The 12,364-nt window shown below is 55.1% G+C and carries 12 protein-coding genes; 11 read left to right on the top strand and 1 reads right to left on the bottom strand.

Annotated features, from left to right (window positions below):
* Positions 1-60: 60 nt before the first annotated feature.
* From NQ490_RS10565 to NQ490_RS10595, 7 genes are all read left to right on the top strand, one after another.
* A complete protein-coding gene (locus tag NQ490_RS10565; protein WP_007045751.1) occupies positions 61-2,424 on the top strand; it encodes a YfhO family protein in 2,364 nt (787 codons plus the stop codon).
* Positions 2,408-4,567 carry a Tex family protein gene (locus NQ490_RS10570; RefSeq protein ID WP_007045752.1) on the top strand — a complete coding sequence of 720 codons (2,160 nt, stop codon included), beginning with the start codon at positions 2,408-2,410 and terminating at the stop codon, positions 4,565-4,567. Before NQ490_RS10565 ends, NQ490_RS10570 begins: the two co-directional genes overlap by 17 nt.
* 435 nt (positions 4,568-5,002) lie before the next feature.
* Positions 5,003-5,224, top strand: a complete 222-nt coding sequence (locus tag NQ490_RS10575) for a hypothetical protein (RefSeq protein WP_007045754.1) — start codon at positions 5,003-5,005, stop codon at positions 5,222-5,224.
* Between the two features lie 327 nt (positions 5,225-5,551).
* Entirely contained in the window at positions 5,552-5,983 is a 432-nt protein-coding gene (rplM, locus tag NQ490_RS10580) for a 50S ribosomal protein L13 (RefSeq protein ID WP_040917399.1), read from the top strand.
* Between the two features lie 19 nt (positions 5,984-6,002).
* Positions 6,003-6,401, top strand: a complete 399-nt coding sequence (rpsI, locus tag NQ490_RS10585) for a 30S ribosomal protein S9 (protein WP_007045756.1) — start codon at positions 6,003-6,005, stop codon at positions 6,399-6,401.
* A gap of 478 nt (positions 6,402-6,879) precedes the next feature.
* Positions 6,880-7,701, top strand: coding sequence for a ParA family protein (locus NQ490_RS10590; RefSeq protein WP_007045758.1), 822 nt, complete (start codon positions 6,880-6,882; stop codon positions 7,699-7,701).
* Positions 7,658-8,587, top strand: coding sequence for a ParB/RepB/Spo0J family partition protein (locus tag NQ490_RS10595; RefSeq protein WP_040917400.1), 930 nt, complete (start codon positions 7,658-7,660; stop codon positions 8,585-8,587). Before NQ490_RS10590 ends, NQ490_RS10595 begins: the two co-directional genes overlap by 44 nt.
* 120 nt (positions 8,588-8,707) lie before the next feature.
* Here the strand turns inward: NQ490_RS10595 and NQ490_RS10600 are convergent, their stop codons facing one another.
* Complete coding sequence (locus tag NQ490_RS10600) at positions 8,708-9,889, bottom strand: IS110 family RNA-guided transposase (protein WP_040917863.1); 1,182 nt, start codon at positions 9,887-9,889, stop codon at positions 8,708-8,710.
* Between the two features lie 249 nt (positions 9,890-10,138).
* Here NQ490_RS10600 and NQ490_RS10605 point away from each other — a divergent pair, with 249 nt between their 5' ends.
* The 4 genes from NQ490_RS10605 (at position 10,139) to NQ490_RS10620 (ending at position 12,347) form a co-directional block, all read left to right on the top strand.
* Complete coding sequence (locus NQ490_RS10605) at positions 10,139-10,414, top strand: DUF5720 family protein (RefSeq protein ID WP_007045761.1); 276 nt, start codon at positions 10,139-10,141, stop codon at positions 10,412-10,414.
* Between the two features lie 29 nt (positions 10,415-10,443).
* Positions 10,444-10,629, top strand: coding sequence for a hypothetical protein (locus NQ490_RS10610; RefSeq protein WP_040917401.1), 186 nt, complete (start codon positions 10,444-10,446; stop codon positions 10,627-10,629).
* A gap of 67 nt (positions 10,630-10,696) precedes the next feature.
* On the top strand, positions 10,697-11,566 hold the full coding sequence (locus NQ490_RS10615) for a DUF6017 domain-containing protein (RefSeq protein WP_007045763.1): 870 nt from the start codon (positions 10,697-10,699) through the stop codon (positions 11,564-11,566).
* A gap of 34 nt (positions 11,567-11,600) precedes the next feature.
* The gene (locus NQ490_RS10620) at positions 11,601-12,347 is read left to right on the top strand and encodes a BRO family protein (RefSeq protein ID WP_007045764.1); all 747 of its coding nucleotides are present in this window, start codon (positions 11,601-11,603) and stop codon (positions 12,345-12,347) included.
* The last annotated feature ends 17 nt before the right edge of the window (positions 12,348-12,364 follow it).

Here is a 12,364-nt window from a genome sequence, read left to right on the forward strand (position 1 = left end):
ATACCACGATTTTACCATAAACACAGTACATTGATTGGGATTGTTTCCCGGGTTCTGGCCATGCAGCTTACACTTCCAAAACAAAAATCCCGTTACCGACAGGTCTTTCTGCTCTGCTTCCTGGTGGCGGCAGCGCTCTTCCTGCCCCACTGCATCGCGGACGCGGTGGGAGGCGGCGGGTATTTCCACTATGCCGGCGACTTCAATGACCAGCAGATCAACTTCTACCAGTACGCCAACGCCTTTGTGAAGCAGGGCGGGACTTTCAGCTGGGCCACCGATCTGGGCAGCGGGTTCGTCAACGCCTATTCCTTCTATCTGCTGGGCAGTCCCTTCTTCTGGCTGAGCCTCTGGGTGCCCGCCCGGCTCATGCCCTGGATGATGGTGCCGCTGCTCTGCCTCAAGATGGCCCTGGCCGGAGGCGGTGCCTACCTGTGGGCCCGCCGCTGGGTCCGCAACGAGGACTGGAGCGTGGTGGCCGGCTGCCTGTATGCTTTCTCCGGGTTTACGGTCTACAACATCTTTTTCAACCACTTCCTGGACGTGGTGGCGCTGTTTCCCTATATGCTGGCCTCCCTGGACGACGCTGTGCTGGACGGCAAGCGGGGGCCCTTCCCCTTCTGGGTGGCGCTGAATCTTGTGAATAACTACTTCTTTTTTGCCGGCCAGGCCGTCTTTCTGATCCTGTATTTTCTGTGTATGCTGGCGGGGCGGGTCTATAAGATCGGTCCCCGCAGTTTTGCGGCCCTGGCGGGGGAGACGATCCTCGGCTGCGCCATGGGCTGTGTGCTGCTGATCCCGGCGGGCCTTTCGCTGCTGCAGAATCCACGCACCATCGACCCCTACAACGGCTATGGGTATCTGGTCTACGGCAATTCCCAGCAGTATGGGGCCATTCTCTACAGCGCCTTCCTCATGCCCGATGCTCCCTATTTCAAGGATATGTTCCAGGAGGGCATCCTCAAACATACCAGCATGACGGCCTATCTGCCGCTGGTGGGCATTGTGGGCGGCATTGCCTTCTGCCGCGGGCGGCGCAACCATCCCTTTACCTATATTTTAAAGACCTGCATCCTCTGCGCCTTTGTGCCGGTGCTCAACAGTGCCTTCTATGCCCTCAATTCCAGCTACTACGCCCGGTGGTATTATATGCCGGTGCTGGTGCTCTGCGGCGCCACCGCCTATGTGCTGGGACGGCCCCATCTGGCCCAGCGTCAGGTGCCCCGCGCCTGGCGGCTGGTGGCTCTGGTGACCCTCAGTGCCGCGGCCTTTGCGGTGGTGCCCAACACCGATGAGGACGGCAATTTCAAGCTGGGTGTGGTGGACTTGCAGCCCCGGTTCTGGGGCATCTTTGCGGTGAGTGTGCTGGGCGTGCTGCTCTTCTGGGCGCTCTGGAAACTGGCCGCCGGCCGCCGCGGCTGGGCCAGGGCCTTTCTGGCAGGGGTGCTGGCCTTCAGCTTTTTGTACGGAACGGTGCATCTGTCCCTGACCAAATATCCCCAATGGGAGACCGATGCCAACCTCATCGCCGAAACCTACGATTCCGTGGACGAGATCAACGAGATCCTGCCCGAGGATGCTTTCTACCGGTTGGATGCCTATGGGGCGCACAACAATCTGGGCCTGTGGTTTGACAAGAGCTGCCTGCAGTTCTTCAACTCCACTGTGGCGCCCAGCATCATGGAATTCTACCCCGAGGTGGGTGTCACCCGGGATGTGAATTCCAAGCCCGCCGCCCAGAATTATGCGCTGCGGGGGCTGCTCAGCGTGCGGTATACGCTGGTGGCCAAGGACAGCGCCGATGACTGGGCCAACGAGAAGCTGGCCGGCTGGACCCTTTGTGGTGAGACGTCGGCCTATGACATCTACCGCAACGACAACTGGGTGCCCATGGGCTTTACCTACGATTATTACGTCACCGCCGACCAGCTGGAAGCGGTGCCGGAGGAGGAGCGCGCCCAGATCCTGATGCGGGCGCTGCTGCTGGACGAAGATCAGGCGGAAACCTACGCCGGACTGCTGCAGCCGCTGCCCGAGGCGGAACTGGATGACCGTTCTTTTACCACCTACACCGAGGACTGCGCCGACCGTCGGGGCAGCAGTGTCGCAAACTTTACGGCCACCCGTACCGGGTTTACCGCCCACACCAGCTATGCCGACCAGGAACTGGTCTTTTTCAGTGTGCCCTACGATGATGGGTTTACCGCCACCGTCAACGGCGTGCCGGCCGTCATCGAGAAGGTGGACAACGGCCTGATGGCGGTGCTGGTCCCGGCGGGGGACGCCGATATTACCTTTACGTACCACACACCGGGGCTGTCGCTCTCGGCCGGAATCAGTCTGGCCGGGGTGATGGTCTACGGCGTGTATCTGCTGATTTTGTATCGAATAAGAAAGAGGAAACTGAATGCCGAACCATGCTGAACAACTGGCCGCTGAACTGAATCTGAGCGTCAAGAACGTGCAGGGGGCCATCGATCTGATCGACCAGGGCAACACCATCCCGTTCATTGCCCGCTACCGCAAGGAGGCCACCGGCTCGATGGATGACCAGGTGCTGCGCAATCTGGGGGACCGCCTGGAATACCTGCGGGGCCTGGACAAACGCAAGGAGGAGGTCACCGCCTCCATCACCGAACAGGGGGCCATGACGCCGGAACTGACCGCAGCCCTGGCCAAGGCCAAGACGCTGGCGGAGGTGGAGGACCTTTACCGGCCCTACAAACCCAAGCGCAAGACCCGGGCCAGCATCGCCAAGGCCCGGGGGCTGGAACCCCTGGCCGACGCCATTTTCCGGCAGGACGCTTCCCTGGACCCGCAGGCTGCTGCTGCGGCGTACCTCAACGAGGAAGTGCCCGACGTGGAGGCGGCGCTGGCCGGTGCCCGGGATATCATCGCGGAAAGGGTTTCCGACGATGCAGCCTGCCGTGCCGAGCTGCGCCGGTACTACCGTGCGTTCGGACGGATCGCCAGCACCAAGGCCAAGGATGAGGACAGCGTTTATGCCCAGTATTACGACTACGCCGAGCCCATCGCCAAGATTCCTGGCCATCGCGTGCTGGCGCTGGACCGCGGCGAGCGGGAAGGGTATCTGAAGGTGAGCATCGAGGTGGATGCCGAGCGGGCCGGGGCCATTGCGGCCTGGATGTTTGCCCGCAAAAAGACCGGCGGCGCCAGCGCGGCGCTGGTGGAGGAGGCTGCCCTGGATGCCTACAGCCGGCTGATCCACCCCAGCCTTTCCAATGAACTGCGGGGAGAGCTCTCCGATGCAGCGGCCGAAGGGGCCATCAAGGTCTTCGGTGATAACCTGCGCCAGCTGCTGCTCCAGCCGCCTATCCGCGGCAAAACGGTGATGGGTCTGGATCCCGGCTACCGGATGGGCTGCAAGGTGGCGGTGGTGGATCCCACCGGCAAGGTGCTGGATACCAACGTGGTCTACCCGGTGCCGGAATTCAAGCGGGTGGACCAGGCCAAACGGATCATCAAGGAAATGGTGCGCAAAAACGGTGTGGAGGTCATGGCCATCGGCAACGGTACCGCCGGTCATGAGACCGAGGAGTTTGCCGCCGCTGTCATCCGGGAACTGGCCGAGGAATCCGGTCTGCATCTGCAGTATATGGTGGTCAGCGAGGCGGGGGCCTCGGTGTATTCGGCCAGCAAGCTGGCGGCCGAGGAATTCCCCCAGTTCGATGTGAACCTGCGCAGTGCGGTGTCCATTGCCCGCCGTCTGCAGGATCCGCTGGCGGAACTGGTCAAGATCGATCCCAAAGCGGTAGGTGTGGGGCAGTATCAGCACGATATGCCCCAGAAACGCCTGAACGAAACACTGGACGGTGTGGTGGAGGACTGCGTCAACAGCGTGGGTGTGGACCTGAATACCGCCAGCGCGCCGCTGCTGCGCCGTGTGGCAGGCGTCAGCGCCGCCACGGCCAAGAACATCGTGGCCTGGCGGGAGGAGGAGGGGGCGTTTACCTCCCGTGCCCAGCTGAAAAAGGTCAAGGGGCTGGGGCCCAAGGCTTATGAACAGTGTGCGGGCTTCCTGCGGCTGCCGGAAGCGAAAAACCGTCTGGATGCCACCGCGGTCCATCCGGAAAGCTATGCGGCGGCCAAGGCGCTGCTGGAAGCCTGCGGCTACACCACGGCAGAGATCGGCACCGAGAAATTGTCGGCGCTGCCTGCCGCCGTCAAGGCAAAGGGGGAGAAGACCCTCTGCGAAACGCTGGGCGTCGGCGCTCCCACGCTGCATGATATCGTATCGGAACTGTGCAAGCCGGGCCGCGACGTGCGGGACAGCCTGCCCAAACCGCTGCTGCGCAGCGACGTCATGAGCCTGGAGGACCTCAAACCCGGTATGGAGCTGACCGGTACGGTGCGCAACGTCATCGACTTCGGCGCCTTCGTGGATCTGGGGGTGCATCAGGATGGCCTGGTGCATATTTCTCAGATCAGCAACCGTTTCATCAAGCATCCGCGGGAGGTGCTCAAGGTCGGTGACATCGTAAAAGTGAAAGTTCTCTCTGTGGATGTTGCCAAAAAGCGTATTGCGTTGACCATGAAGGGCCTGTAAAAGAGCGTTTTGTCCGTATAAGCACCCTAAAATATGTGCTTTTGTTGCAACGAGTCTTAAAAATTGGCGGAATTTCGGATCAAAAAAAATCTGAAAAATTCAAAAAATGCCAAAAATCGGTGCAAATACATAAATAATACTTCCAGAAAACGAAAACAATATGAAAGAACACCCGTTATAATTCAGAAAATTGAGCAAACTCAACAAATCCCTAAAATGCAGATTTGGCCCTTTTGTGCAGGAAATGGAAAAAATGGGCTTTGTGCATCTCGCACAAACAAAGCGGGAATAATTGTGATATAATGCCCAATACAGGGACGGGAAAACAGGACATGGTGGTCCGGCCCGCCCTGGATGCGGACCGCGCGGCGGACATCATTTGGATGTTGTCGCCCAAGGCGGTCTGCAGAGGGAAAATGTCTGGAGGTCATAACTATGGTGAAACAAGTCAAGGTTTCCAACTTTACTGAGGTCAAGGGAATCGTGTCTGCTGCCGCCAAATGCTATAACGCGGTCGGCGTGCACGACATGAAGGGCAGCATTGCCGATGCCAAGAGCATCCTGGGGATGATGAGCCTGGACTACAGCCACCCCGTGAAGATTGTCTGCGAAGATGAGTGCGACCTGCGTCGCGTCGTCAGCGCAATCAAACAGTAAATCGGAAATCCAACCAAGAGAGCCCGGCCCGCTGGTACAGCTTTGTCTGTCCGGCGGGCCGGGCTTTTTGCATCGATGCAGCGTGATACCCCTATCGGAAAAACGAAAAATAGGAATTTAGAAAACAAGAGAATTCAAGAGAAAACAAGAGGAATTGAAAGCTACACGGGAATATATTAAAATTCTTGGCAAAAATCGTTGACTTCGGAGTGCGGTTCTGCTATAATCACACTTGCGCGAAAAAGCGCCGCGGACACGTTCGCTGTCCGGCGCTGTAAGATACCGTTTTGGAACGGACGTGTTACTATTTCAATGGAGGTCCCTATTATGAGCACGACTCTCGCTAAGCCCGCTGAAATGGCTGACCGCAAGTGGTATGTGATCGACGCCGCCGGCAAACCCCTCGGCCGCGTTGCTGCCAAGGCTGCTGTCATCCTGCGCGGCAAGAACAAGCCCACTTTCACTCCCAACGTTGACTGTGGCGATCATGTCATCATCATCAACTGCGACGAAGCTGTCCTGACCGGCAAGAAGCTGGAGAAGAAGTTCCATCGCACCCATTCCGGCTGGATCGGCGGCCTGAAGGAGACCCAGTACAAGACCCTGATGGCTGAGGCCAGCGACAAGGCCATGACCTATGCCGTCAAGGGCATGGTTCCCAGCAACACCCTGGGCGCCAAGGCCATGACCCGCCTGCACTGCTACAAGGCTGCTGACCATTCCCATGCGGCTCAGAAGCCCGAAGCCGTTGAGTTTTGAGTTAAGGAGGCAATAGAAGATGTACGAGACGAAACCTTATTTCTACGGCACCGGCCGTCGTAAGCATTCCGTTGCCCGCGTGCGTGTCTACAATGGCACCGGCAAGATGACCATCAACGGCCGCGACATCAACGATTATTTCGGCCTGGAGACCCTGAAGCTCCTGGTCAACAGCCCGCTGGTCCTCACCGAGACCGAAGGCAAGTTCGACGTGGTCGTCAACGTGGTTGGCGGCGGCTGCTCCGGCCAGGCCGGCGCTATCCGTCATGGCCTGTCCCGCGCCCTGCTGCAGTTCAACCCTGAGCTGCGCCCCGCGCTGAAGAAGGCTGGCTTCCTGACCCGCGATCCTCGTATGAAGGAACGTAAGAAGTACGGTCTCAAAGCAGCTCGTCGCGCTCCGCAGTTCAGCAAGCGATAATCGACTGCTCAGACTATATCAAAATGGTTCAAAAAGCCCGGAAAATCAAGGTTTTCCGGGCTTTTGCTATATCTAAACGGGCTGATATGGTTTGACCAAATTTGGCAAAACTAGAGCCGTTTTCACCCAATTTTTAGTGGTCCGCAAGTGGTTAACCGGCCAAAAAGAGGGCAAAAAGAGGGTCAAGTGGTGCCCAAAGTGGTTAACCGAGAGCCGATTTTGGGGGTGTTTTTGGAGGTGCTTTTCAGCCTGCCTTCCCCTCGTTTTGGGCTGTGGCAGTTTGGCATAGTTTGACCTAATTTGAATAATTGAATATGAATTTGATTCAGCACTCAGTATAAAATGACTGGGTGCTTTTTTCATTTCAGGAACTCGTATTCCGGCGATAGAAAGAGCCGTCACTTCACCTTTTATTTTGGAGTGGCGGCTTTTTCTATTTCCAGAAGCAACAGAAACAATTAGAAATGAGGTGAAGTCAATGAACACGCAAATCATTGCCATTGCCAACCAGAAAGGCGGCGTTGGCAAGACAACCACCTGCGCGAACTTGGGGATCGGGCTGGTGCAGGCCGGGAAGAAGGTGCTGCTGATCGACGGGGACCCGCAAGGAAGCCTGACCATCAGCCTGGGCCATCCCCAGCCGGACAAGCTGCCCTTTACCCTGTCCGACGCTATGGGCCGTATCCTGATGGACGAGCCGCTGCGCCCTGGCGAGGGTATCTTGCACCACCCGGAAGGCGTTGACCTGATGCCCGCTGACATCCAGCTCTCCGGCATGGAGGTCTCCCTGGTGAACGCCATGAGCCGAGAGACTATCCTGCGGCAGTATCTGGACACGCTCAAGGGACAGTATTCCCATATCCTGATTGACTGCCAGCCATCCCTGGGTATGCTCACGGTCAACGCGCTGGCAGCCGCCAACAGGGTCATAATCCCCGTCCAGGCGGAGTATCTGCCCGCCAAGGGCCTGGAACAGCTGCTCCAGACGATCAATAAGGTGAAGCGGCAGATCAATCCCAAACTCCAGATCGACGGCATATTGCTGACGATGGTGGACAACCGCACCAATTTTGCCAAGGAGATCGCTGCCCTGCTGCGGGAAACCTACGGCAGCAAAATCAAGGTGTTTGGCACCGAGATTCCTCATTCCGTCCGGGCTAAAGAAATCAGCGCCGAGGGCAAAAGCATTTTTGCCCATGACCCTAATGGCAAGGTGGCCGAGGGCTACAAAAATCTGACCCAGGAGGTGATAAAACTTGAAAAGCAGCGCGAAAAAAGTAGAGCTGGCTCCATACGATGACTTGTTTTCCACTGAGGAAAGCCGCCAGGATGCCAAGCTGGAAAAAGTACGGGAAATCCCGCTGTCTGAGCTGCATCCTTTCAAGAACCACCCCTTCAAAGTCAAGGATGACGAGGCCATGATGGAGACCGCCGACAGCGTTCGGCAGTATGGTGTTCTGGTTCCGGCGATTGCCCGCCCGGACCCGGAGGGCGGCTATGAGCTGGTGGCCGGTCACAGGCGGCACCGGGCCAGTGAGCTGGCCGAGAAAGAAACCATGCCGGTCATTGTCCGAGACCTGGACGATGATGCCGCCACCATCATCATGGTGGACAGCAACTTGCAGCGGGAAAGCCTGCTCCCCAGCGAGAGGGCCTTTGCTTACAAGATGAAGCTGGAGGCTATTAAACATCAGGGGGAACGCTCTGACTTAACTTCTCGCCAAGTTGGCGAGAAGTCGCAGACTTCTATTCAGCTTGTTGCAAGCCAAGCCGGTGAAAGCCAGCGGCAGGTGCAACGCTATATCCGCCTGACGGAGCTGATCCCTGAACTGCTGGATATGGTGGATGAAAAGAAAATCGCGCTCAACCCGGCTTATGAGCTGTCTTTCCTCAAAAAAGAGGAGCAGCGGGACTTGTTGGACGCGATGGACAGCGAACAGTCTACCCCTTCTCTCTCCCAGGCCCAGCGGCTCAAGAAATACAGCCAGGAGGGACATCTGACCCTTGATATGATGCGCGTCATCATGGGCGAGGAAAAGAAAAGCGATCTCGACAAAGTGACCCTTTCTGCCGACATCCTGCGGAAGTATTTTCCCAAGAGCTACACGCCCCAGCGGATGCAGGAAACCATCATCAAGCTGCTGGAGGGGTGGCAGAAAAAGCGCCAGAGAGACCATGAACGATGAAAGATTAACTATTAAAAGTCAACCCCAAAAATGAATGGTGGTGGTGAAAAGAGATAGTTCAAGAAAGGTATAGCAAAGCAGAGGTCCGTAGGGACCCCGGCGTAGGCTAACAAGATGGAATTAGGCCGCCAAGCTGCAATAAGGCTGTCTGGATCTTTCCAGGGCAAACAGCAGACGAACTAACTTTTTGGTGGCATGAGAAAGTGCGACATTGTAGTGTTTGCCTTCATCTCTTTTCTTAGCAAGGTAAGCAGCAAAGGTTGGGTCCCAGTGACATACATACTTGGCTGCGTTGTAAAGAGCGTAGCGTAAGTATCGAGAGCCACGCTTCTCCATGTGGGGATAGCAATTTTTGAGCTGCCCGGACTGGTAAGTAGAAGGCGACATTCCGGCGTAGGCCAATAATTTGTCCGGTGACTCAAACCGAGAGAAGTCGCCGATTTCAGCAAGAATCATGGCAGCCATACGAAAGCCCATGCCAGGGATAGTTGTAATGGGAGACTGTATCTTGTCCATCATTGTCTCAATTTCAGCCTCGATTTCAGCGATCTCAGCATCCAATTCACGGATAAGCCGGATGGTATGTTGCAATTCCAGGGATTTGGCAGGCATACAGGACCCAACAGAATTCTGAGCAGCGCTCCGGATAGTAACAGCCATATCCCGACCGTAGCGACCTTTGGAGGCGTTCCCCAAAAGGGTTTTGAGCCTTGTCAGGTGTGCCTTGGCAATCTGTTTGGAACCTGGAAACTCTTCCAGCAGAGCGTAGACAGTCGCCAAATGGAGAGAGGACACCAGCTTCTCCAGTTCAGGGAAGAGAATGCAAACCAGTCTGGAAATTGAGCTTTTCAGCTTTGCTCGTTCTTTCACCTTGTCAAAACGGTATCTGGTGAGTGACTTTAGTTCCTCGTTGTGATATGCTGTATTCGTGTAGGGTTTGAGGCCCACATCGGATAACAGCATAGCAGCAATGGTTCGAGCATCTACACGGTCGGTCTTGGTCTTTCGCAGGCTGAGACTTTTCCGGTAGAGATTCGTGCGTAAGGGATTCAAGACATAGGTGGCCAGACCGTTGTCCAGAAGAAACCCAAGAATGTTGTAGCTGTAATGCCCGGTTGCCTCAAGCCCTACTTTTATTTTGTCCTGCGGTGTAGTACAAGCTCGAATTTTTTCCAGTAGAGCATAAAAACCGTCCATGTTGTTAGGGATAGTAAAAACATCCGCCAGGACTTCACCCTCTGAGCTTACAATGAAGCAATCATGCTTGTTTTTTGAGACATCAATGCCAACAGAAACTACCATAACAAATACCTCCAGAGAAAATATGTGATGCTGCATCCACAGTACACCTTACTTTTGTAGCCTTGTTCCACATAAACCGTCTGGCGGTATTTAACTGATTAACAAAATTGTAAGGGGCTGTGGTTGGAACCTTTCGTGAACCATCTTGTGGTAGGAGCCGCCAACCAATCCACAGCATCCCTTACAGTGTAGCACAGCCCTTGGAGAGGGGCTCTAATAACTACTACTCTATAATACAAGGAGCCGCCTATGAGGGATATTTCAGCCCGTGAGCTGAAAGGACACAACATTCTCGCCGTAGAGAGGTTTTGGGATAACACGCGCTGGATGATTGAGTTTTCCGTCCTGCGTCCCAGCACTGCTTACGGAAGCCCCGGAGATGAAATGCGGTTGTTTTTGACTGAGGACGGGTATCAGACCGCCCTGCAAAGCCAGCAGCGCCGGGAGATCAAGATCAAGCGTTACGCTCGTGTGATTGAGGGACATATCCTCGATTTCAAACCGGGAAAACGCCGCCGCTCATAAACCCATACAACGAAAGGAAAGGAATGACTATGTGTACGGTAAAGGAAATTCAAGAAGCAATCCGGGAAGATTGCAGATCTCAGCATGACATGGATTCAACAGATATTGACCGCGTGATGCAAACACTTCCTTTCGCCCAGGAGGAGCCATTTACAGAGGTGCGTCCCCAAAAGCCACTGTTTTGGTTCTATGCAAGAAAATTTGAAAAGCGCTGAACACCGCAATTCTTTGAAATGAGGATTGCGGTTTTTTTGTACCCAAAATTCGGAAGGAGTGAGGTCGATGGCCGTTTTTCGCATTGAACGGACCCGTGATTATACCGTGATGAGCAATCATCATTTACGAAATGCAAACCTGTCGTTAAAAGCCAAGGGGCTGCTTTCCATGATGCTGTCTTTGCCAGAGGACTGGAACTACACCACCCGTGGCCTTGCAAAGATCTGTAAGGAGGGCGTGGATGCCATCGGTGCTGCCCTGCGTGAACTGGAAGGAGCCGGATATATCGTGCGCCATCAGAGACGCGATAAAAGTGGGCGGATCACAGATACCGAGTATGTCATCTATGAACAGCCCCAGCCAGATATGTCCCAGCCGGATACGGCTTCACCAGATACGGAAAACCCGGATATGGTAAAACCGGATACGGAAAAGCCCGCAGAATTAAATATAGAGAAATCAAATACAGAAAAATCAATTACTTATGGATCAAGTACCGATTCCATTCCCTTCCGGGAAACAGCGGCGGAAAGACCGCCGGAACGGAAAGGAAGGGATGCGATGTCTGTCACAGAGATAGAAAATTATCGGGAGTTGATTTTGGAGAATATCGAGTATGACTGCATGAAACAGCGTTATCCTCTCTACCTGGATGACCTGAATGAGATCGTAGAGCTGTTGGTCGAAACGGTCTGTGCCAAACGAAAGACCACCCGGATCTCTGGGGCAGACTTCCCTCACGAGATCGTGCGTTCCCGTTTTTTGAAACTGGACAGCTCCCACATCGAGTTTGTCATGGACTGTCTGCAAAAGAATACCACCCAGGTACGCAACATGAAGCAGTACCTGCTTGCGGTGCTGTTCAATGCGCCTACCACCATGAATAACCACTACACTTCACTGGTCAATCACGATATGCACGCAGGCGGCTGGTAAAGGCCGCCTTTTATCATGCCAAAGGAGGCACGACATGAACCAGATGGAAATTTTCAAAAACCCGGAGTTTGGCAGTATCCGTGTCATTGAGGAAAACGGCAAATACTTGTTCAGCGGAACGGATGTGGCTGCTGCGCTGGGGTACAGTAATCCCCGCGATGCAATTATCCGCCATTGTAGGTATGTCGTGAAACGCGACGCACCTCACCCACAAAGCCCCGACCGCAAAATCAGTATGACTTTTATCCCAGAAGGCGATTTGTACCGCCTAATCGTTCACAGCAAATTGCCATCGGCAGAACGGTTTGAACGGTGGGTGTTCGATGAGGTCCTGCCTACCATTCGCAAGCACGGGGCCTATCTCACGAAAGAGAAGCTGTGGGAGGTTGCCACTTCCCCGGAAGCTCTGATGAAGCTCTGCTCAGACTTGCTGGCTGAGCGTGAAGCGAATATTTCTCTGCGTAAGGAAAATGCACAGCTGGAGGGCAAAGCCGCTTTCTATGACCTGTTCATCGACTTAAAGCACAGCACCAATCTCAGGACTACCGCCAAAGAGTTGGATGTCCCAGAGCGCCGGTTTGTCCGGTTTCTGATAGAACGGCGGTTTGTGTACCGCACGGCATCCGGCAATGTGCTGCCTTATGCCAATGTGAAAAATGCAGGACTGTTTTGCGTTAAAGACTACTGCAACCACGGTCATACCGGTTCCTACACGCTGGTCACGCCCCAGGGAAAGCTCTACTTTGCCCAGCTGCGGGAGATGATCTTGCTGGTCTCATAAGAACGGAAAGAAAGTGG

This window comes from Subdoligranulum variabile, assembly GCF_025152575.1.
GTDB lineage: Bacteria > Bacillota > Clostridia > Oscillospirales > Ruminococcaceae > Gemmiger > Gemmiger variabilis.